Below are 20,615 nucleotides of genomic sequence, written 5' to 3'. Positions count from 1 at the left end.
GGCGGAACGATAGCGCGGGCACGTTCATTCTGAACGTTCATTTGCAGGAGAGCCGGACATGATTCGAAACGGATGCGTCCTTGTGGGACTGGCGCTCGCGACCGCAGCATGCGGCGGCACGACGACCCCGCTTCCGAATGTTGCCGAGCCGGTGACGAATGAGGCGCTGCCGATCGAGAATGAAGCGATGGGCAACGAGACCGCCGGTGCAGAAGGCGCAACCGCCGCGCTGGCACTGGCCGACGGCACCGCGGCGGGCACCGCGACCGCCACGCCGGCGGCGGATGGTCTCGCCATCACTGTGTCGGTTACCGGCATTCCGGCGGGCGCGCATGGCGTTCATGTCCATATGACCGGCAAGTGCGAGGGGCCGAAATTCACGACTGCGGGCAGCCATTGGAATCCCGGTTCGACCGAGCATGGCCTGGAGAATCCCAAGGGCGCGCATGCCGGTGACATGCCCAATTTGACCGTGGCCGATGACGGCACCGGCAGCCTCAACTTCAAACTCAAGTCGGGCACGCTGGCGCAACTGCTCGACGATGACGGCGCGGCGTTCGTGGTCCATGCCAAGGCGGACGACCAGAAGACCGATCCGTCGGGCGACAGCGGCGACCGCATCGCCTGCGGGGTGTTCGCGGCGAGCTGAGTCAGGTCACGCGCCGGTCAGGGCATAGCGCTCGACCGGCTCGTAGATCGCGCCGCCATGGCCGAGGCTGCTTTCGTAGAGCGTCATGTGTTGGATGCGGAAGACCGGGCTGGTGAGCGCGGCATGGTCGGCGAGGAAACGGTCGGCGGGACCGGCCGATCCGGCCAGCCGCGCCAGCGTGATGTGCGGCAGATAGGCGCGCCGCTCGGGTTCGAGGCCCGCGCGGACCAGCGCCTGATCGACCTTGCGGTGGAGCGCCGCCAGCGGCTCGCGCGGAGTCACGCCGGCCCAGATCGCGTTGGGCTTGCCGCGCGTGTCGAACATGCCGCAGCCGGCGAGTTGCAGGTCGAGCGGCGCGGCGTGCACCGTGGCGGCGTCTTCGGCGGTGCGGCGGTCGACTTCGCCGATGAAGCGCAACGTCAGGTGGAGCTGGTCCTCGTCCTGCCAGCGCGCGCCCGGCACGCCGCCCATGACGGCCAGCAAATGCTCGCGGATCTCGCGTGGCGGGCGGAGTGCAACGAACAGCCGGTGCATGGTGGCGCTCTTAACCGTTAATGTCAGAGACCGCGATGCCGGTTTTCCTTGAAATGGGTCGGGCAAACCATGATATTCGGTCTCATCCGGTGGAATTCGCCGGGCAAAGGAGTTTGTGATGGCTAACTGGTCTGACCCCCAAACGACCGCCGCGCCGTTCGCGACGGCCGCAGGTACGCGCGCTGACGCCGCGTATGATGCGGGGCTGCGGTCCTACATGCTTTCGATCTACAACTATATGGCCTCGGGCGTGCTGCTGAGCGGCATCGTCGCGCTGCTGTTCAGCTGGGGCGGCGAGACTTCGGTCGCTTACTCGGTGTTCACCAGCGGCGGGCCGCTGGTGTGGCTGATCATCCTGTCGCCGCTGGCGATCGTGTTCGCGATGAGCTTTGGCCAGAACAAGTTCTCGACCGGCACGCTGCAGGTCATGTTCTGGGCGTTCACGGTGCTGATGGGCCTGTCGCTCTCGACGCTGCTGCTGCGCTACACCGGCACCTCGGTCGCGCAGGCGTTCTTCGCGGCGGCCGCCGGTTTCGTGGGCCTTAGCCTCTATGGCTACACCACGAAGAAGGATTTGTCGGGCTTCGGCAGCTTCCTGATCGTCGGCCTGATCGGCATCATCGTGGCGTCGATCATCAACATCTTCACCCAGTCGAGCGTGCTGTCGCTGATCATCAGCATCGCGGGTGTGCTGATCTTTGCGGGCCTCACCGCCTATGACACGCAGCGCATCAAGAGCATGTACCAGTACGTCGCGGGCACCGACATGGTCGGCAAGGCCGTGATCATGGGCGCGCTGAACCTGTATCTCGACTTCATCAACATGTTCCAGTTCATCCTGAGCCTGATCGGCAGCCGCGACTGATCGCGGCAGGATCGCTGAAATACGGGAAGGCCCGGCGGGAAACCGCCGGGCCTTTTTCGTTGCACATGCGAAGCGGAACGCCGGTCGTGGTGGCGCGTTTTCATCGGACATATTGGAGAGTTAGACCGATGTCCGACGACCAGAGCACTGAAGTCAAACGCGGCGACGCCGGCACGGACGCCTCGATCGAGGAACGGCTGGAGAAAAATCCGGAGAGCAAACAGGCGCGGCTCGACCGCGCGCTGGACGAATCGATGGATGCCTCCGATCCGCCCGCGACGACCCAGCCGGTGCATTCGCACGAGCCGCCCGAATCTTCGGGCTATGACGCCGAGAAGGAAAAGGCGCTGGCGAAGGAACAGGCGCGCCAGAACGACGCCTGATCAGGCACGCAATTCGAACACTTGCTCGCGAGGCGGGCGGTCCAGTAGGGGAAGCGCATGCTCCGACGGATCGCCCGCCTCGCCCCCTTTCTGCTGCTCGTCTTCGCCGCCCTGCCGGCCCAGGCGCGCGTCACCATCACCTTCTGGTCCTATGAGAATGGCGGCGATTTCCCGCACGCCTTCTTCACGATTCACGGGGTTCCCGACCGCGGTGGCGGGCCAGTGCGGCTGAGCTATGGCTTCACCGCCAAGGCGGTGACCCCCGCGATCCTGCTCGGCAGCGTGCCGGGCAAGATCGACCTCACCACCAAGGGCTATGTCGCCAAGAGCCTCGCGCACTTCGCGACGCCGATCAGCGACGAGCAATATGATGCGGTGGTGCGGCTGGTGAGCGAGTGGAACACCAAGGGCGGCAACAGCTACAACGTCAACAACCGCAATTGCGTGCATTTCGTCGCCGAGGCGATGCGCCGCTCCGGGCTGCGCGTGACGATCGACAAGAAGCTGATCAAGAAGCCACGCTCGTTCACGCGCTCGATCGCGGCGCAGAATGTCGGGCGCGTGGCGGTGATCGACAAGCCATCGGTGCCCTATCTGGCGGCGACGCCGGCGCTGGTCGGGGTTGGCGTGGGCAAATAGGACCCTTTTCATTCCTCGCCGTCCGGGGAGGAATTGGAACGCCTACCGCTTCAGCACGTCCAGCGCTGCCGCGGTCATCGCCTCCGCGGCGGTGCCGATCACGGCTTCGGCATCGGGCGCCCATTTCGAGCTGTGGAGCGAGGGCAGCCCCTTGCCGCCATTGGCCTGCGCCGCATCCCATTTGTCCTTGGGCACGCCGCCGACCCAATAGATCACGCTCTGCACCGACGGATCGGCGATGTGGTAGCGGCCGAAATCCTCGCCCGCCATGGTCGGCGCGATATCCTGTACGCGCTCCGGCCCGAAGCGCGCGGTGAACAGCGTCTTGAGCTGCGTGGCATAAGCGTCGGTGCTGACGGTGGGCGGGGTGAAGGGCTCGCGCACCTTGACCACCGGCTCCGGCGCACCCGCCGCGATCGCCTCGCCTTTGGCGATGCGCGCGATGCCGTCGAGCAGCTGCTTGCGCACCTCGGGCGTGTAGGCGCGGACCGTGAGCAGCAGCAGCGCCTGTTCGGGGATGATGTTGTGGCGCGTCCCGCCCTGGAAGCTGCCGACCGTCACCACCGCGGATTCGAGCGGATCGACCTCGCGGCTGACCAGGGTCTGCAGCGCCGAGACGATGCGTGCGCCGAGTACGATCGGATCCTTCGTCGTCGCGGGATAGGCGCCGTGCCCGCCCATGCCCTTGACGGTGATGTCGACCGAATCGACGCTGGCGAAGGTCGGGCCGGAGCGGATGCCGATCGTGCCGGCGGGCAGGGCCGCGCTGTTGTGGAAGGCGATGGCGTAGTCTGGCTTGGGGAAGCGCGTGTAGAGCCCGTCGTTGAGCATCGCGAGCGCGCCCGCGCTGCTTTCCTCGGCGGGCTGGGCGACCATGACGACGGTGCCCTTCCACTGGCTCTTCATCGCGGCGAGGTTGCGCAGTGTGCCGACCCAGGCAGCCATATGCGTGTCGTGCGCGCAGGCGTGCATGATGCCGGTCTCGACCCCCTCGGGCGTTTTGCCGCGGATCTTGGAGGCGAAGGGCAGGCCGGTTTCCTCGGTCACCGGCAGCCCGTCCATGTCGGCGCGGATCAGGATCACCGGGCCGTCGCCATTCTTCATGACCGCGACGACGCCATGGCCGCCGACCTTCTCGGTCACGGTATAGCCCGCCTTGCGCGCCTCCGCCGCCAGCTTGGCCGCGGTCTTGACCTCGGCAAGGCTGAGCTCGGGATTGGCGTGGAGGTCGCGATAGAGCGTCATCAGCGAAGGCAGCTCCTTCGCGGTCGCGTCGCGGACGGGGTCGGCCTGGGCGGAAGTGGACAAGGCGAGAATGCTCACAGCGGCGGCGATCAGGGTCGTCTTCATGGCCGCCAGCCTATGATGCCCTTACCCCAACGGCAACGACCAACCGCGCCGTTCAGGCCGGGACCAGCTCGATCACGTCGAGCTGCGATTCGAACGACGGCCAGGGCAGCACCAGCCGCCAGCGCGTCGTGCCGATCCGCTCGACATAGCCGGCCATGTCGCGCTGGGCATCGAGGCCATATTCGAGCGGGACATTCTCGTCGCCCAGCTCGAGCGTGCCGAGGAAGATGACGCGCGCATCGGTCTCGGCATAGAGCCGTCCCATCGGCCGCTGCGACCCGTCGAGCTTGACCAGTGCGGGCACGTCGCCTGCACGGCCGACGCGGCAGCCGAACCAGGGGAAGGCGGTAAAATCGCGCAGGCCGGGCCGCTTGGCGCCGAGCTTGAAGGTGCGGCATTTATAGTCGCCGGCCGGCGGCATCGCGTTGCCCAGCGCCTGATCGGGCTCGAACAGCGCGCCGCCCGCGGTGATCGCGACGGCATCGACGGCGCGTGCCCTGGGCAGTGCCTCGACCCACGCCTTGCGCCAGTTGCGCAGCCGGTCGCGGTCCTGCTCGGTGGTGATCGCGCGCCAGCGCGTCTCGGGCGGGCTGACGGTGTCGAGCGCGCCGCCCCTGGCGCAGGCGGCGAGGCTGAGGGCGAGCAGGAGGGGAAGGGCGATCTTCATCTCAGGCCGCCGTCCAGCCGCCATCCATCGAATAGTTCGCGCCGGTGATCGCACTCGCTTCCTCCCTGCACAGGAATACGGCCAGCGCGGCGACCTGTTCCGGCAGCACGAATTTCTTGGTCGGCTGCGCGGCGAGGAGGACGTCGTTCATCACCTGCTCGCGCGTGAGGCCGCGCGCCTTCATCGTGTCGGGGATCTGGTTCTCGACCAGCGGGGTCCAGACATAGCCGGGCGAGATGCAGTTGACCGTGACGCCATGCGTCGCGGTCTCGAGCGCGATCGTCTTGGTCAGCCCGGCGACGCCGTGCTTGGCGGCGACATAGGCCGATTTGTTGGGGCTGGCGACGAGGCTGTGGGCCGACGCGGTGTTGATGATGCGGCCCCATTTCGCCGCCTTCATGTGTGGCACCGCGGCGCGCATCATGTGCCAGGCGGAGGACAGGTTGATCGCGATCACCGCATCCCATTTCTCGACCGGGAAGTCCTCGATCGCCGAGACATGCTGGATCCCGGCATTGTTGACGATGATGTCGGGGCCGCCGAGCTCGGCATGGCAGCGATCGACCATCGCGTAGATCGCATCGGGCTTGCTCATGTCGGCGCCGTCGTACAGCGCCTTCGCACCGCTCGCCGCTTCGAGCGCCGCGCGTTCCGCCTCGATCGCGCCGGCGTCGCCGAAGCCGTTGATCATGACGCTCGCACCCTCCGCCGCCAGCGCCTTGGCGATGGCAAGGCCGATGCCCGAGGTCGAGCCGGTGACGATGGCGGACTTGCCCTTGAGAAACATGCGAACTCCCGCGATTGCGCCGGCATCATTGGCCTGCGCCGCGACCAAGGGCAATGGCCAAGGGAGACGACCGGAATCGGCGTGCAACGTCTGGCCGTCTCGGGCATTGTTGCGGATGACGAATGAAAGGGAATGGCCATGCGCCTCGACGATCTCGATCCCAGTGAAAATGTCCGCGACCTCGGCTCCGGCAGTGGCGGCGGCGGGTTCGGCGGCGGGGGCAACATCCTGCTTGGGTTGTTGCCGATGCTGCTCGGCAGCCGGATGGGCTGCGGCACGATCGCGCTGATCGGCATCGCGGTGGCGGCGTTCATGGCGTTCGGCGGCGGCGGCGGGCTGCTCACCGGCGGCGGCGCGCCCTCGTCGAGCGGGCCGCAGGTCAGCCAGAGCAAGGCGTGCGACACGCCCGAGGAACTGCAGGCGTGCCGCGTGATGACCAGCACCGAACAGACCTGGACCACGCTGTTCAAGGCGCAGGGCGAGCAATATCCGGCGCCGATCCTCAATTTCTATCAGGGCGGCGTGCAGTCGGGCTGCGGCTCGGCGACGGCGGCGGCGGGGCCGTTCTATTGCCCGGCGGATCGCGGCGTCTATCTCGACACGAGCTTCTTCAAGGAGTTGTCGAGCCGCTTCGGCGCGGTCGGCGACTTCGCGCAGCATTATGTGATCGCGCATGAGGTCGGACATCACATCCAGAACGTCTCCGGTACGATGGAGCGCGTGCGGCAGGACCAGCGGCAGATGAGTCAGGCCGAGGGCAATGCGCTGTCGGTGCGCGTCGAGCTGCAGGCGGACTGCTATGCCGGCGTGTGGGCGGCGCGGAACAAGGACCGGCTGGAGGCCGGCGACATCGAGGAAGGGATGCGCGCCGCCAATGCGATCGGCGACGATACGCTGCAAAAACAGGCGCAGGGGACGATCGTGCCCGAGAGCTTCACCCACGGCACCTCGGCGCAACGCCAGAAATGGCTGCGCCGCGGGCTGGAAACCGGCGATCCGGCGCAGTGCGACACGTTCAGCGGGGCGATCTGAATGAGCGTGGCGTTTCGCCGGGAAAGCGACGAGGAGCACAAGGAACCCAAGTTCGAGCTGCCGATCCCGCCCGGCGCCAATCTGGTGACGGCGCGCGGACTGGCGCTCATCGGGGCGCGGATCGCAGCGCTCGAGGCCGATCTGGCGGCGGCGGAGAGCGACGAGACGCGCGAGGCGGTGCGGCGCGACCTGCGCTACTGGCACACGCGGCAGACTACGGCCGATCTGGCGCCGGTGCCGGGCGAGGACAGCGTCGCCTTCGGCTCGCGCGTGCGCTTCAGGCTGAACGGGCGCGAGCGGCAGATCGATATCGTCGGTGCAGACGAAGCCGACCCGGCGGCCGACCGCATCGTCTTCACCGCGCCGCTCGCCGTCGCGCTGATGGGAGCGGAGCCGGGCGAGATGGTCGAATTCAACGGGCGCGAGGATGCGGTCGAGGTGATCGCGACCGGGCCGATCCCGTAAAACGAAAGGTCCGGACGTTGCCGTCCGGACCCTCGTGCGGCCGCGGTGAGGTGGCCTGCTTGGGAGGCCTCAATATGTGCCCGAAAAGCTCCGGTTGAGATAGTGGGGGCCGCTCCGGTCGCCCTGTTCGCCGAACAGCGCGCCGCTTCGTTCCTCGTCCTTCCACGCCGCCTTGGCCTCGTCGGCGGTCTTGCGGATCGTCACGCGGTTGTCGTCGACCGACTCGATCCAGCGTGACGGGATCGAATGATGGTGGCCGCCGGCATCGGCATCGCTCCTGGTCAGCACGATGCGGTCGCCGCGCACCTTGTCGACGGTGCCGACATGCTGACCGTCCGAGCCGATTACTTCCTGATGCTCGGTGACGCGGGAGAGTGACGAACGCTGGCCCTGACGCTCGGTGCGCCAGTTGCTGAACTCATTCTCGAAGCGCGCGGCATTCTCGCGGCGATATTCGTCATAATCGCGGTCGAGATCGGAGATCTGGCGGCTGCGCCAGCCATAATAATGGTCGTCGCGGTCGCGGTCCTGATTGCCGTGGCGCGCGTCGTAACGGGCATCCTGCTCGCGGCGGCGCTCGGCTTCCTCGTCGCCGAACCATGAGCGGACCTCGTCGCCGGCGCGGCTGAAGAAGTCGCGGTCCTGATAACTGTAACCCTCGGGCCGGCGGTCATAGCCGCCGCGGCTCGGCGCGGCGCGGCGCGGATCGTCCCAACGGCTGTTGGGCAGGCCCCGGTCGCCGCCGCCGAAGCCGCGATCGTCGCCGCGGTCCCAGTTGCGGTTGCCGAAGCGGCCCTCTTCGCGGCCGGTGGGGACGCCATAATAGTCGCTGCGCCCGCGATACGGGTCGCGGCCCCGGCCGAACTCGCCGGCGACGGCATAGTCGCGCGCGCTGGAGCGGCCATATTCGGCGCTGTAGCCATAGTCACGGCCAACCTCGCCGTCTTCGCGCTGACGCCAGCTGTCGTCACGGTCGTTGCGCGGATATCGATCATAGCCCACTGGGAATTCTCCTTATTCCTGCGGAAGGGGACGGCGCTTGCGGCGCGTCCCGACAGCGGAAATAAAGGCCGGCGGCACGGTTGGTTCCACCATTGGCCGCATCGCGCGACGCGGCCGGGCGCAATCGCTGCGGAGCGGGTCAAAAACCGCGCCAAGGCGGCTTGCGCGGGGGCGGGGGTGACGCTAGAGGAACCGCCTTCCGGCGCTGCCGGAGCGTGGAGCGGGGCTGTAGCTCAGATGGGAGAGCGCTGCAATCGCACTGCAGAGGTCAGGGGTTCGATTCCCCTCAGCTCCACCAAGCCCCACGTCATTCAAAATCACCTGAAAAAATCACGTGTGGCGCGCGAGCGGGCCTGATTAGCGAGCGTTGGCGGCGACCTGGTTTTTTCGATCAGCAGCGACCATGGCGCGGGCAGATAGTCGAGCGACATGTAGAAGTAGAAGGCGCATGAGCCGTCGGGCCGGAAGGTCGCGCCCTTGACGATGCCGAATGCGGTCGTGCCGCTGAACACCGGGCCGCCGCTGTCGCCTTGCTTGCACGTCGGCCCCGCCACCGCGACCCAGGTCGGCAGGCAGAAGCCGCCGCAAAGCTCGCCCGCGGGCGCGAAGTCGAGTAGTTCCACTTCGGCGCAGCTATAGCCGGTACTCTCGCCGCGGTGGCAGACAAAGTCGCCCGCTCGCGTGCCGGGCTTGCTGCGCTGCGCCTCCACTGGCCGTTCGATGGTGCGCGCGGTGTCGGCATAGAAGAGCGGCCGGTCGGGCGCTGGGCCGCCATGGATCTGCAGATCATGATAGCCCCAGCCCCATTGGCCGATGAAGCTCAGCGGGGTCGGACGGCGCTGCGGGTCGAGATAGGTGAGGTCGTCGAGGCAATGGGCGGCCGTGGTGATGCCCGCGCGCTGCCCGTCGCTGACCATGAAACCGCTGGTACACCGGAAACGCTTGCCACTGGCGGGATCGATCCCGTCGAGCCGTCCGCCGCCACGCAGCGCCAAGTTGCGGTCGACGCGGTCGAGTACGCGGACCTGGACCGGCACGCTGGTCAGCTTCTCCAGCGCAGCATCCAGCGCCGCCGCGCCGCCGGCCGCTGCCACGGGGGCGCTGCCGGCGATGACCACCAGCTCGCCGGTGCGCGGATCGACGCCCATCGAGGGATAGCTTCGCGCGGCCGTTCGGATCGCGGCCTGATGATTGGTGAGCGCCCACACCACGCGGTCACGGCTCGCCTTGGCGCCGGTCCGGAAAATGACGGGTGCGGTCGTTCCGCCGGCTTTGATCCGTGTTTCCGGGACGGGTTCGCTGCCGGTGAGATAGACAATGAAGCGATAATCCGGCCGATGCTGGACGGAGATGCCGGCGAGGCGATCACGATAGCGGCTCGAGATCGCGTCGGTCGCCGCGACGCTGTCATGCTGGACCTGCAAGCGGCGAAACGCCTCGGTCGGCGAGACGCCATAGGCTCGCGCATATTCGCCCGCATCCTGCAGCAATGCCGTTTCGCGCGTCTGGATCGGTTGCGCCGCGACGGGCTCGGCCGAAGCGAGGATGCCCAGCAAGGGCATCAGCCAATTCCAGCCCGAGCGAACAAGGCCCGATGCGTCACGGCAGCGGTCGGGCGTTCGATCTCCCATCAGCCACCAAGCCCATATCGTTGAAACCGCTCAACGATCTCATAAGGCCTTTCGCTCAGAACGAAACAGCAGCTGGAAGACGACGAGGATCGCAGCGGCGAGGGCCGCGGGGACCAGCCAGATGCGGTACCAGTCGTGCTGCGCGCCGGTGGCGAAGGCATCGGTGACCTGGCCCGCCACCCAGAAACCGATCAGCATGCCCACGCCATAGGTGGCGAGGGTGATCAGGCCCTGCGCGGCGCTCTTGCAGTTTTCGCCAGCGCGGGCGTCGGTGTAGATCTGGCCGCAGACGAAGAAGAAGTCGTAGCAGGCGCCGTGCAGCGCGATGCCCAGGATGATCAGCGTCGCGCTGGGGCCGTCGAAGCCAAGGGCGAACAACAGATAGCGCAGCGCCCATGCCGCCATGCCGATCAGCAGCGTGTTCTTGATGCCGAAGCGCGCCAGGAACACGGGCAGCAGCAGCATAAACAGCACTTCGGACATCTGCCCGATCGACAGCTTGGCGGTGGGGTTGTCGATGCCGATCTCGGTCAGGAACGGGCTGGCATTCTGATAATAGAAGCCGAGCGGGATGCAGATCAGGATCGAGGCGATGAAGAAGACTACGAAATTGCGGTCCTTGAGCAGCCACAAGGCGCTGAGGCCCAGCCGGTCGCCAAGGCTTGCGCCTTCGCCCCTTGCGGGCGGCGTGGCGGGCAGGGTGAAGCTGTAGAGTCCGAGCACCGCCGACGCGATCGCGCCGAGCAGGAAGGTCTGGCGCAGCATGCCCGTGGCCACCGCCTGCTGGCTGTCCCATGCCAGCACGCTGATCGCGAGGCCGGCGACGATCCAGCCGACCGTGCCCCAGACGCGGATCCAGCCGAATTCCCGGGCGGGATCCGTCAACTGGCGGAAGGAGATGGAGTTCACCAGCGCCAGCGTCGGCATGTAAGCGATCATGTAGCCCATGACATAGGGCAGGAAGCTGTCGAAATCCGCCGAGCGATACATCGCATACATCAGCAGCGCGCCGAGCAGATGCAGCAGGCCGAGGATGCGCTCGGCATTGAAGAAGCGGTCGGCGATCAGCCCGACGATCAGCGGCGCAAGGATCGCGCCCCAGGATTGCGACGAATAGGCGAGACCCGTCTGGGCGCCGCTGGCGCCGAACGCGCCGCCGAGGAATGTGCCCAGCGTCACGAACCAGCTTCCCCAGATGAAGAACTGGAGGAACATCATCACGCTCAACCGGATGCGCATCGCCGACACTGACCTCTCCCCTTCGATCTTGCGATTCGTTGATCGCGGTGTAATGGTTTTCATAAAGTGCGCAAACCGATGCTGCAATAGTGCGGAAATTGGCGGAGCTGGCAGAGATGCGGCTTGAAATGTAAACGATATCCAATCTATCGCATGCGCAACGGGGTTGAGGAGAGAGAGCCGGGGATGAAACGCCCATCGACCATCAAGCAAGTCGCCGAGCGGGCGAACGTGTCGATCGCGACCATCTCGCGGGCGTTGCAGAACCCCTCCGTGGTTGCGCCGGAAACGCGCGACCGCGTGATGGCGGCGGTGGCCGAACTCAATTACGTGCCCAACGTGCAGGCGCGCAGCCTGCGAACGTCGCGCAGCCGCGTGATCCTCGCGCTGGTGCCCGACATCACCAATCCGTTCTTCGGCGAGATCATCCGGGGAATCGAACGCGGCGCGTTCGAGACCGGCTATTCGGTACTGCTCGGCGACACGCAGCACGACGAGGCGCGCGAGGCGAGCTATGCCAGCATGATCGCGTCGGGTCAGGTCGATGGCCTGCTGACGATGATGCCGCATGTGCCCGAGCTCTATTACCGGCAGCGCTTCCCGATCGTGACCGTCTGCGAATATGTCGCGGATTCCTCGATCAGCCGGGTGCGGACCGACAATCCGGCGGGTATCGCGCTCGCGGTGCGGCACCTCGCCGAACTGGGCCATCGCCAGATCGCCTATATCGGCGGGCGGCCGGATCAGCCGATCAGCGACGAGCGCGAACAGGGCTTTCGATCGACGATGCGCCAGCTCGGCCTCCCGGTGTCGCCGGCGCTGATGGCGGTGGGCAATTTCACCGCTGAATCCGGCGCCCGCGCGGCGAAGGAATTGCTCGACGGCGGCGCGCCGTTCACCGCGATCTGCTGCGCCAGCGACGAGACCGCGGTGGGTGCGATGCAGACGCTGCGGAACCATGGTTTGAAGGTGCCGAACGACGTGTCGATCGTCGGGTTCGACGATATCCCGCTGTCGCAATATCTCGATCCGCCGCTGACCACGGTGCGTCAGCCGACCGACCGGCTCGGCTTCGAGGCGGTCAGCATCCTGCTCGAACAGCTGCGCAATCCGAAGTTCGAGCCGCGGATGCTGGTGCTGCCGACCGAAATGATGGTGCGCGGCTCGACCGCGCCGCCGCGAAACTGAGATCGAGAGAGGCTGGAATGGCGACTGAAATCAAGGGGCCGGGCCTGTTCATCGCCCAGTTTCTGGGCGACTCGGCCCCGTTCGACCGGCTCGACACGATCGCGGACTGGGCTGCAGGCCTGGGCTACAAGGCGCTGCAGCTGCCGACCTGGGACGCGCGTGTCATCGATCTGGCGCTGGCGGCGGAGAGCGCCGATTATGCGCAGGAACTGCAGGGCAAGCTCGCCGAAAAGGGGCTGGCGATCTCCGAGCTGTCGACTCATCTGCAGGGCCAGTTGATTGCGGTGCATCCGGGTTTCGCGCCGATGTTCGATGCCTTCGCGCCCGATGCGTTGCGCGGCAAGCCCGAAGCGCAGCGGCAATGGGCCGTCGAACAGCTCGGCCATGCCGCGCGCGCGAGCCGCAATCTGGGGCTCACCGCTCATGCGACCTTCTCCGGTGCGTTGCTGTGGCCCTATGTCTATCCCTGGCCGCAGCGCCCGGCGGGACTGGTGGAGGAAGGGTTCGCCGAGCTTGCCAGGCGCTGGCGTCCGATCCTAGATACGTTCGACGATGCGGGCGTGGATGTGAGCTATGAGCTGCATCCGGGCGAGGACCTGCACGATGGCGTGACGTTCGAGCGATTCCTCGACGCGGTGGACGGGCATCCGCGCGCGAACATACTCTATGATCCGAGCCATTTCGTGCTGCAGCAGCTCGACTATCTCGCCTTCATCGACATCTATCACAGCCGGATAAAGTGCTTCCACGTCAAGGACGCCGAGTTCCGTCCGACCGGCCGGCAGGGCGTCTATGGCGGTTACAGCAACTGGGCGGATCGCGCCGGGCGGTTCCGCAGCCTGGGCGACGGGCAAGTCGACTTCACAGCGATCTTCTCCAAGCTCACCCAATATGATTTTCCGGGCTGGGCGGTGCTCGAATGGGAGTGCGCGCTCAAGGATTCCGCGGTGGGTGCCGCCGAGGGGGCGAAGTTCATCGCCGATCACGTCATTCCGGTCGCATCGCGCAGCTTCGACGATTTCGCCGCCAGCGGTACGGATGCAGGGTTCAACCGCAGGCTGTTGGGACTGGACGGCGCGCAATGAGGCCAATCCGGCTGGGTATGGTCGGCGGCGGCGCGGGCGCGTTTTTCGGTCCGGTGCATCGCACGGCGGCGCGGCTCGACGGGCGGTTCGAGCTGGTCGCCGGCGCCTTCTCGTCGCGGCCCGAAGCGGCGGGCGAGGGGGCCGCGCTGATCGCCGATGCCGCGCGTTCCTATCCGCACTATCGGGCGATGATCGAGGCCGAGGCGCGGCGCGAGGATGGCGTCGAGCTGATCGCGATCGTGACGCCGAACCATCTCCATTATCCGGTCGCCAAGGCCGCGCTGGAGGCCGGCATCGCCGTGCTGTGCGAGAAGCCGCTGGCGCTCGACCTCGAGCAGGCGCGCGAGCTGGCGGCGCTGGCGTCCGAGCGGGACCTGCTGTTCGCGGTCGCCTATACCTATACCGGCTATCCGATGGTGCGGCAGGCGGCGGCGATGGTCCGGGCGGGCGAGCTGGGCACCCTTCGCGGGGCGCAGATCCGCTATGTGCAGGACTGGCTGGCGACCCCGGTGGAGGCGGGGGGCTCCAAGCAGGCGGCATGGCGAACCGACCCCCGGCTCGCCGGCCCGGGCGGCTGCCTCGGCGATATCGGTACGCATTGCTATAATCTGCTGCACAGCGTGACGGGCCTCAACGCCGTCGCGCTCGCCGCCGATTTGCAGGCGAGCGTGCCGGGCCGCGCGCTCGATGACGATGTGCAGATCATGCTGCGCCTTGAAAATGGCGCGCGTGCGGGCATCTGGGCGACGCAGGTCGCGCCGGCGGTCGCCAAGAATGGCCTCGATTTCCACATCTATGGCGACAAGGGCGGACTCGAATGGGCGCAGGAGGCGCCTGACCTGCTGCGCTTCACGCCCGTGGGCGGTAACAGCGTGCTGATGCGGCGCGGCGCGGGCGGCCTGCACCCGGCAGCGGTGGCGGCGACGCGCTTACCCGCAGGGCATCCCGAAGCCTATTTCGAAGCGCTCGGCCAGCTCTATCGCGACATCGCGGAGCATTGGACGCAGCGTTCGCGCGCGCCTCTGTTCGGAGCACGGGTGGCCGACGGTGTCGCCGGAATCGCCTTTGTCGAGACGGCGATCGTGTCGAGCCGATCGAACGGCGCCTGGACGGCAATGATCCCGCAGGCCATCGCCAATTGACGCCGACCGGCAAACCGTGTCTGTCGCTGCGCTCTATGTCGCGAGCGAAGAACAATATCGGCGAACTCGGCCCGCTGGTCGGTTATCACCTCCGCCGCGCCTTTGGCGCCTTTGCCGCCGATTTCGCGGTGGCGATGGAAGGGACGGGGATGCGCCAGGTGCTGGTCGGCATCCTCACCGTCGTGTCGGGGAGTCCGGGGATCAACCAGGGCGCGGTCGGCCGCGTCCTCGGCATCAAGCGCGCCAACATGGTCTCGCTGATCAACGAGCTGGTCGATGCCGGGCTGATCGCACGCGTTGTCGATCCGGGCGACCGGCGCGCCTTTTCGCTCAACATCACCGATGCCGGACGCGCGATGCTCGCCGATTGCCTTGCACGCATCGCAGCGCATGAACAGCGCATGCTCGCCGGGTTCAGCGAGGCGGAGCGGGCGATGCTGCTGGAACTGCTCGGCCGGATCGAGCGGCGCGACCCTGCCGCCGCCTAAAGCCCGAGTAGTTTGGCCGCGTTGCCTTTCAGGATCTTCTCGCGCAGCTCGGGCTTGAACCCGGCCTCGTCATAGGCCGCGATCCAGCGATCGGGCGGGATCAGCGGGAAATCCGATCCGAACAGGAATTTGTGGCCGAGCTGGCTATTGGCGTATTTGACGATTTGCGGCGGGAAATATTTGGGGCTCCAGCCGCTCAGGTCGATAAAGACGTTGGGCTTGTGCAGCGCCATCGACAGGCTCTCGTCGGTCCATGGCCAGCCGGGATGCGCCAGGATGATCCTGATATTGGGGAAGCGCACCGCGACCTCGTCGACCAGGATCGGCTGGCCGTATTTCAGGCGGATGCCTCCGCCGCCGGGCATGCCGGTGCCCATGCCCGAATGGCCCGTGTGGAAGATCGCGGGCAGGCCATAATGGTCGATCACTTCGTAAAGCGGCCAGGCGATCGGATCGGCTGGGTCGAAATTCTGTAGCGGCGGGTGGAACTTGAACCCCTTCACGTCGTGCTTCTCGATCAGGTCGCGCGCCTCGATCGCGCCGCGCTTGCCCTTGTGCGGGTCGATCGAGGCGAAAGCGATCATGATGTCGTTGTTCGCCGCCGCGGCTTCCGCGATCTCCTCGTTGCGGATGCGCTTGATGCCGGTGCCGGCTTCCATGTCGACGGTGAACATGACGAAGCCGATATTGGCGGCGCGATAGTGCGCGATCGTCTCGGGGATCGTCGGACGGCGGCGGTCGGCCTTGAAATACTTCGTCGCGGCGTCGGCGAACTCGGCGAAGATCGGATCTTCGGGATCGTGACACGACACCTCGGCATGGACGTGGATGTCGATCGCGTCGAGCTTCGCCGCGTCCATGCTGCGCCCCCCTATTCGGTGAGGATCAGCGCATCGAGCGCGACCACACCTTCGCCCCTAGGATAGACCACGACCGGGTTAAGGTCGATCTCGCGGATCGACGGCGTGCCCGACAAAGCCCGGCCCAACCCGGCGATCAGCCTGGCCACCGCGTCGACGTCGAGCGCGGGCGAGCCGCGATAGCCGTCGAGCAGCGCGCCCTGCTTGAGCGCGCGCAGCTCGGCGACGATCGCGTCATGCGTCAGATCGACCGGGAGCAGGCGGACGTCGTGGAGCAATTCCGCAGTGACCCCGCCGAAACCGACCAGGATCACCGGACCCCAATCGGGATCGTTCCGCGCGCCGACGATCAGCTCGACGCCGCGCTTGCCCATCGCCTCGACCTGCGCGCCGTCGAGCGCGATGCCCGCGTCATAGGCGGCGACATTGCCGTAGAGCTTTGCCCACGCCGTATCGAGCGCGGCGTCGTCGGCGATGTTGAGCAGCACGCCGCCGGCATCGCTCTTGTGGCTGAGCTCGGCGGACTGCGCCTTGATCGCGACCGGATAACCGACGCGCGCGGCGACGGTCTTGGCGTCGTCTACCGTGGCCGCGAAGCCACCGGCGGGAAAGGGGATGCCGAGCGGGGCGAGCAGCTGCTTCGCGCGATACTCGGGAATGACGCCCGAGGGCAGGTCGAGTGCGGCCGGCACCGCGTCGGCGCGGGCGAAATCGCGCGTCGCCAGCTTGCTTAAATGCCGCAGCGCGCGGTAGGCGCGATCGGCCGAAGGGAAATACGGCACGCCGATCGCGCGCAGCCCGGCGATGTAGTCTGCGGGCACCTCGGCGCCGTCATCGATGCCGGCGAAGATCACCGGCTTTTCCGGTTGCAGCGCCTTCACCGCATCGATGATCGCCGGGAATTTGCGCGCGGACGTCGCTTCGTCGGTCTGGATGATGCCGAACACGAGCGCCGCGAAATTGTCGTCGGCGAGCAAAGGGATCAGCGTGCGGCGGTAGAGATCGGGATCGACCAGTGCCTGCGCAGTCAGGTCCATCGGGTTGGAGACGGGGATGAAATCGGGGATCGAGGCGCGCATCGTCGCCGCGGTCTCGCCAGCCATCTCCGGCAGTACGAGGCCGATCGCTTCGGCGAGATCGAGTGTGAGCGCCTTGAACGCGCCCGATTCGGTGAGGACGGCGGTGCCGCCCTTGCGCACGGGCCTGGCCCGCACGGCGAGTTCGAGCACGTCGCCGAGCGATTCGAGGCTATCGACCAGGATCACGCCCGCGCGCTCGACCTTGGCCTTCATCAGCTGCCAGTCGCCGGCCATCGCGCCGGTATGCGTCGCGGCGGATTCGCGCGCGGCGCTCGACGTGCCCGGGTGGAGCAGGACGATCGGCTTGCCCGCCACGCGCGCCTGTTCGGCAAGCGTGAGGAAGCGGGCGGGCTTGCGGAACTGCTCGACGATCATGCCGATGGCAGGAGTGGCGGGATCGGCGATGAGGTGCTCGACATAATCCTCGACGCCTGACGCGGCTTCATTGCCGGTCGAGACCGAGACGGTGATGCCGAGACCCTTTCCCATCAGCGTCGTGCCGAGCACGACCGCCATCGCGCCTGACTGGCTGACGATGCCGACTGCCGGCTTGCCGGTCAGGTCGAGGACGGGGGCCTCGACGAAGGTCAGCGGAATGCCAGCGGCATAGTTGACCATGCCGAGGCAATTCGGCCCTTCCACCACCATGCCATGCTCGTGCGCGATGCGCGCGACTTCGGCTTGTGCGGCAAGCCCCTCCTCCCCCCCTTCTGCGAACCCTGCCGAGAAGATGATCGCGGCGCCGACGCCGCGCGCCGCAAGCGCCTGAACCGTGGGCAGTACCGCGCCGCCGGGGATCGCCAGCACCGCGGCGTCCACGCCCTGCGGCAGTTCGTCGATCGACTTCAGGCATTTGCGGCCATCGATCTCGTCGCGCTTCGGATTGATCAGGTGGATGTCGCCGGCATAGCCGTGCCGTTCGAGGTTTCGCAGCACCGAATTGCCGAGCGAGCCCGGAGTCGGCGAGGCGCCGACGATGACGACCGAGCGCGGGGTGAGTAGGCGGGAGAGGTCGGGCATGGGGCCATCCGTTGGTCGTCCCAACCCTCCCCCGGAGGGGGAGGGGGACCAGCGAAGCTGGTGGAGGGGTAATCTCCACGAGCGAGACATTGCGTTTGTGGAGACCTACCCCTCCACCACCGCTACGCGGCGGTCCCCCTCCCCCTCCGGGGGAGGATTGAACTAGGCCTTCACGCGATCCTTGTCGTAGGCCCCGAGGCCGGGCTTGTAGCTCTTCTCGTCGATGAACTGACGGATGCCTTCCTTGCGGCCTTCATTATCGTAGCTGTTGGCCGCTTCCTGCGCGCGGATCAGATAATCCTCGGCTTCGTCATAGGTCATCACGCCGACGCGCCGCACGGCGTCCTTGGTCGCCTTGAGCGCGACCGGGTTCTTGGCGAGCAGAACATTGGCGACTTCGGTGACGCGGTGCTTGAGCGATGCCAGCGGCAGCGCCTCGTTGACCAGGCCCCAGTCGGCGGCGGTCTTGCCGTCGATATTCTCGCCCATCATCGCATGGTACATCGCCTTGCGGAACGGCAGCAGCTCGGTCGCGACCTTGGTCGCGCCGCCGCCGGGCAGGATGCCCCAGTTGATCTCGCTCAGCCCGAACTTGGCTTCTTCCGCCGCAAAGGCGAGGTCGCAGGCGAACAGCGGGCCATAGCCGCCGCCGAAGCACCAGCCATTGATCATCGCGATCGTCGGCTTCTGATACCAGCGCAGGCGGCGCCACCAGCCATAGCTCTCACGCTGCGCCTTGCGCGTGCCGCGCAGGCCGTCCGCCTCGGTTTCGCGGAAATATTCCTTGAGGTCCATGCCCGCGGTCCACGCCGCGCCTTCGCCCGACAACACCAGCACACCGACCTTCTCGTCATGCTCGAGCAGGTCGAGCACTTCCATCATGTCGCGGTTGAGCGTCGGGCTCATCGCGTTGCGCTTGTCGGGGCGGTTGAAGCGCACCCAGGCGATGCCGTTCTCGACGTCATAGGCGACGACGCCGTTCGAGGAGGTCTCGGTCATTTTTCTTCCTTCAGCCCTGTTGAGCGACCGCGGCGGACGCCGGGCGGCAATGCAATTCAATCAGATTGGATAGTGGCCGGGTTCGGTCTCGATGGTGATCCAGCGCAGCTCGGTGAAGCTGTCGATCCCGGCCTTGCCGCCGAAGCGGCCATAGCCGGAGGATTTCACGCCGCCGAACGGCATCTGCGCCTCGTCATGCACGGTCGGGCCGTTGACGTGGCAGATGCCCGACTTGATCTGGCGTGCGACGCGCAGGCCACGTGCGGTGTCGCGCGTGAACACCGCTGCCGACAGGCCATATTCGGTATCGTTGGCGAGCTCGATCGCATGCGCCTCGTCACGCGCGCGGATTACGCCGACGACCGGACCGAAGCTCTCGTCGCGGAACAGCTTCATCGCCGGCGTGACCTTGTCGATGACATGCGCCGGCATCAGCACGCCGTTCGATGCGCCGCCATTGACCTGCACCGCGCCGGCGGCGACCGCGTCGTCGATCAGCGACTGCACATGATCCACGGTCTTCTGATCGACCACGGCGCCGAGCGGGGTCTTGCCCTCACGCGGATCGCCGACCGGCATCGTGCCGACCTTGGCCTTGAACTTCTCGACGAACGCATCGGCGACGCTTTCGACGACGATGATCCGCTCGGTCGACATGCAGATCTGGCCCTGGTTCATGAACGCGCCGAACGCCGCGGCCTTGACCGCTTCGTCGAGGTCGGCGTCCTCGAGCACCAGCATCGGCGCCTTGCCGCCCAGCTCGAGCAGCACCGGCTTCAAATGCCCGGCGGCGCGCTGCGCGATGATCTTGCCGACCGCGGTCGATCCCGTGAAGTTGATGCGGCGGACATGCGGATGGTCGATCAGCGCGCCGACGATCTCCGGCGCGTCCGCGGGGGCGTTGGTGACGATGCTGACCGCGCCCTTGGGCAGCGCCTCGTCGAACGCCTCGGCGATCAGCGAATGCGTGCGCGGGCATTGCTCGCTGGCCTTGAGCACCATGGTGTTGCCGCACGCCAGCGGGACCGCGACGGCGCGCACGCCGAGGATGATCGGCGCGTTCCACGGCGCGATGCCGAGCATCACGCCGACGGGCTCGCGGATCGCCATCGCGATGCAACCGGGCTTGTCCGACGGGATCACCTCGCCGCCGATCTGTGTCGTCAGCGCCGCAGCTTCGCGGATCATGCCGACCGCGAGCATGTGGTTGAAGCGCGCCCAGCCCTCGGTCGCGCCAATCTCGCCTTTCATCGCCTCGACGAAATCCTCGGCTTTGCTCGCCAGCACATCGGCCGCCTTGTTGAGCGCGGCGCGGCGGGCGTTCGGCCCGAGCGCCGACCAGGCGGGAAACGCCGCGGCGGCAGCTTCGACCGCCTCGTTCGCGTCGGCGACGGTGAACGCCTTCGCTTCGGTCGCGACTTCGCCGGTCACGGGATTGAGACGAGTGAAGCGGGTGCCGGGTGCCGGCGGTGCAATCGTGGCCATGAACGCCTCTCCTTTATTGTTATGTG

21 protein-coding genes and 1 tRNA gene are annotated in these 20,615 nt (G+C 66.9%); 11 read left to right on the top strand and 11 right to left on the bottom strand.

What is annotated here, in order from left to right; all coding sequences use genetic code 11:
- The first annotated feature begins 58 nt into the window (after positions 1–58).
- Positions 59–649, top strand: a complete 591-nt coding sequence (locus M9978_RS04205) for a superoxide dismutase family protein (RefSeq protein ID WP_254291607.1) — start codon at positions 59–61, stop codon at positions 647–649.
- A 6-nt stretch (positions 650–655) separates the two neighbouring features.
- On the opposite strand, the gene thpR is transcribed toward M9978_RS04205, so the two are convergent.
- Entirely contained in the window at positions 656–1,183 is a 528-nt protein-coding gene (gene thpR / locus M9978_RS04200) for an RNA 2',3'-cyclic phosphodiesterase (protein ID WP_254291606.1), read from the bottom strand.
- A gap of 118 nt (positions 1,184–1,301) precedes the next feature.
- Between thpR and M9978_RS04195 the strand changes: the two genes are divergently transcribed.
- The 3 genes from M9978_RS04195 to M9978_RS04185 all read left to right on the top strand — a co-directional run bounded on the left by M9978_RS04195 (position 1,302) and on the right by M9978_RS04185 (position 3,070).
- Positions 1,302–2,048: a Bax inhibitor-1/YccA family protein gene (locus M9978_RS04195; RefSeq protein ID WP_254291604.1), complete on the top strand. Its 747-nt coding sequence runs from the start codon at positions 1,302–1,304 to the stop codon at positions 2,046–2,048.
- Between the two features lie 128 nt (positions 2,049–2,176).
- Complete coding sequence (locus tag M9978_RS04190; RefSeq protein WP_254291603.1) at positions 2,177–2,431, top strand: hypothetical protein; 255 nt, start codon at positions 2,177–2,179, stop codon at positions 2,429–2,431.
- Between the two features lie 57 nt (positions 2,432–2,488).
- The gene (locus tag M9978_RS04185) at positions 2,489–3,070 is read left to right on the top strand and encodes a hypothetical protein (RefSeq protein ID WP_254291602.1); all 582 of its coding nucleotides are present in this window, start codon (positions 2,489–2,491) and stop codon (positions 3,068–3,070) included.
- Positions 3,071–3,112: 42 nt separating this feature from the next.
- On the opposite strand, the gene M9978_RS04180 is transcribed toward M9978_RS04185, so the two are convergent.
- The 3 genes from M9978_RS04180 to M9978_RS04170 are packed head-to-tail and all read right to left on the bottom strand — an operon-like array spanning position 3,113 to position 5,874.
- A complete protein-coding gene (locus tag M9978_RS04180; RefSeq protein ID WP_254291600.1) occupies positions 3,113–4,420 on the bottom strand; it encodes an amidohydrolase in 1,308 nt (435 codons plus the stop codon).
- Between the two features lie 52 nt (positions 4,421–4,472).
- Positions 4,473–5,087 carry a DUF4893 domain-containing protein gene (locus tag M9978_RS04175; RefSeq protein WP_254291599.1) on the bottom strand — a complete coding sequence of 205 codons (615 nt, stop codon included), beginning with the start codon at positions 5,085–5,087 and terminating at the stop codon, positions 4,473–4,475.
- Between the two features lies 1 nt (position 5,088).
- Positions 5,089–5,874, bottom strand: a complete 786-nt coding sequence (locus M9978_RS04170) for a 3-hydroxybutyrate dehydrogenase (RefSeq protein WP_254291598.1) — start codon at positions 5,872–5,874, stop codon at positions 5,089–5,091.
- A 138-nt stretch (positions 5,875–6,012) separates the two neighbouring features.
- On the opposite strand from M9978_RS04170, the gene ypfJ reads away from it, so the two are divergent.
- Complete coding sequence (gene ypfJ, locus M9978_RS04165) at positions 6,013–6,906, top strand: KPN_02809 family neutral zinc metallopeptidase (RefSeq protein ID WP_254291816.1); 894 nt, start codon at positions 6,013–6,015, stop codon at positions 6,904–6,906.
- The gene (locus M9978_RS04160; protein ID WP_254291597.1) at positions 6,907–7,371 is read left to right on the top strand and encodes a GreA/GreB family elongation factor; all 465 of its coding nucleotides are present in this window, start codon (positions 6,907–6,909) and stop codon (positions 7,369–7,371) included. It abuts the gene before it with no gap.
- Between the two features lie 69 nt (positions 7,372–7,440).
- On the opposite strand, the gene M9978_RS04155 is transcribed toward M9978_RS04160, so the two are convergent.
- A complete protein-coding gene (locus M9978_RS04155; protein ID WP_254291596.1) occupies positions 7,441–8,373 on the bottom strand; it encodes a DUF2171 domain-containing protein in 933 nt (310 codons plus the stop codon).
- A gap of 222 nt (positions 8,374–8,595) precedes the next feature.
- Between M9978_RS04155 and M9978_RS04150 the strand changes: the two genes are divergently transcribed.
- A tRNA-Ala gene (locus M9978_RS04150) sits at positions 8,596–8,671 on the top strand.
- A gap of 19 nt (positions 8,672–8,690) precedes the next feature.
- On the opposite strand, the gene M9978_RS04145 is transcribed toward M9978_RS04150, so the two are convergent.
- Positions 8,691–9,935: a chymotrypsin family serine protease gene (locus M9978_RS04145; RefSeq protein ID WP_254291595.1), complete on the bottom strand. Its 1,245-nt coding sequence runs from the start codon at positions 9,933–9,935 to the stop codon at positions 8,691–8,693.
- 108 nt (positions 9,936–10,043) lie between these two features.
- Positions 10,044–11,243, bottom strand: a complete 1,200-nt coding sequence (locus M9978_RS04140; protein WP_254291813.1) for an MFS transporter — start codon at positions 11,241–11,243, stop codon at positions 10,044–10,046.
- Positions 11,244–11,429: 186 nt separating this feature from the next.
- Between M9978_RS04140 and M9978_RS04135 the strand changes: the two genes are divergently transcribed.
- The 4 genes from M9978_RS04135 to M9978_RS04120 are packed head-to-tail and all read left to right on the top strand — an operon-like array spanning position 11,430 to position 15,146.
- Entirely contained in the window at positions 11,430–12,431 is a 1,002-nt protein-coding gene (locus M9978_RS04135) for a LacI family DNA-binding transcriptional regulator (RefSeq protein WP_254291594.1), read from the top strand.
- A gap of 17 nt (positions 12,432–12,448) precedes the next feature.
- Positions 12,449–13,516: a sugar phosphate isomerase/epimerase family protein gene (locus M9978_RS04130; RefSeq protein WP_254291593.1), complete on the top strand. Its 1,068-nt coding sequence runs from the start codon at positions 12,449–12,451 to the stop codon at positions 13,514–13,516.
- Complete coding sequence (locus M9978_RS04125) at positions 13,513–14,658, top strand: Gfo/Idh/MocA family protein (protein WP_254291592.1); 1,146 nt, start codon at positions 13,513–13,515, stop codon at positions 14,656–14,658. Before M9978_RS04130 ends, M9978_RS04125 begins: the two co-directional genes overlap by 4 nt.
- A gap of 35 nt (positions 14,659–14,693) precedes the next feature.
- Positions 14,694–15,146 (top strand): MarR family winged helix-turn-helix transcriptional regulator, encoded by a 453-nt coding sequence (locus tag M9978_RS04120; protein ID WP_254291591.1) that lies wholly within the window; start codon positions 14,694–14,696, stop codon positions 15,144–15,146.
- Here M9978_RS04120 and M9978_RS04115 read toward each other — a convergent pair.
- The 4 genes from M9978_RS04115 to M9978_RS04100 form a co-directional block, all read right to left on the bottom strand.
- Positions 15,143–16,006, bottom strand: coding sequence for an amidohydrolase family protein (locus M9978_RS04115; protein WP_254291590.1), 864 nt, complete (start codon positions 16,004–16,006; stop codon positions 15,143–15,145). The genes M9978_RS04120 and M9978_RS04115 overlap by 4 nt on opposite strands.
- A gap of 11 nt (positions 16,007–16,017) precedes the next feature.
- Positions 16,018–18,105 (bottom strand): acetate--CoA ligase family protein, encoded by a 2,088-nt coding sequence (locus tag M9978_RS04110; protein WP_254291589.1) that lies wholly within the window; start codon positions 18,103–18,105, stop codon positions 16,018–16,020.
- A 162-nt stretch (positions 18,106–18,267) separates the two neighbouring features.
- Positions 18,268–19,104: a p-hydroxycinnamoyl CoA hydratase/lyase gene (locus tag M9978_RS04105; RefSeq protein ID WP_254291588.1), complete on the bottom strand. Its 837-nt coding sequence runs from the start codon at positions 19,102–19,104 to the stop codon at positions 18,268–18,270.
- 60 nt (positions 19,105–19,164) lie between these two features.
- Positions 19,165–20,589, bottom strand: coding sequence for an aldehyde dehydrogenase (locus M9978_RS04100; protein WP_254291587.1), 1,425 nt, complete (start codon positions 20,587–20,589; stop codon positions 19,165–19,167).
- Between the last annotated feature and the right edge of the window lie 26 nt (positions 20,590–20,615).

The organism is Sphingomonas tagetis (assembly GCF_024211275.1).
Taxonomy (GTDB): Bacteria; Pseudomonadota; Alphaproteobacteria; order Sphingomonadales; family Sphingomonadaceae; genus Sphingomonas; species Sphingomonas tagetis.
This window is presented reverse-complemented; position numbering and strand designations above follow the sequence as displayed.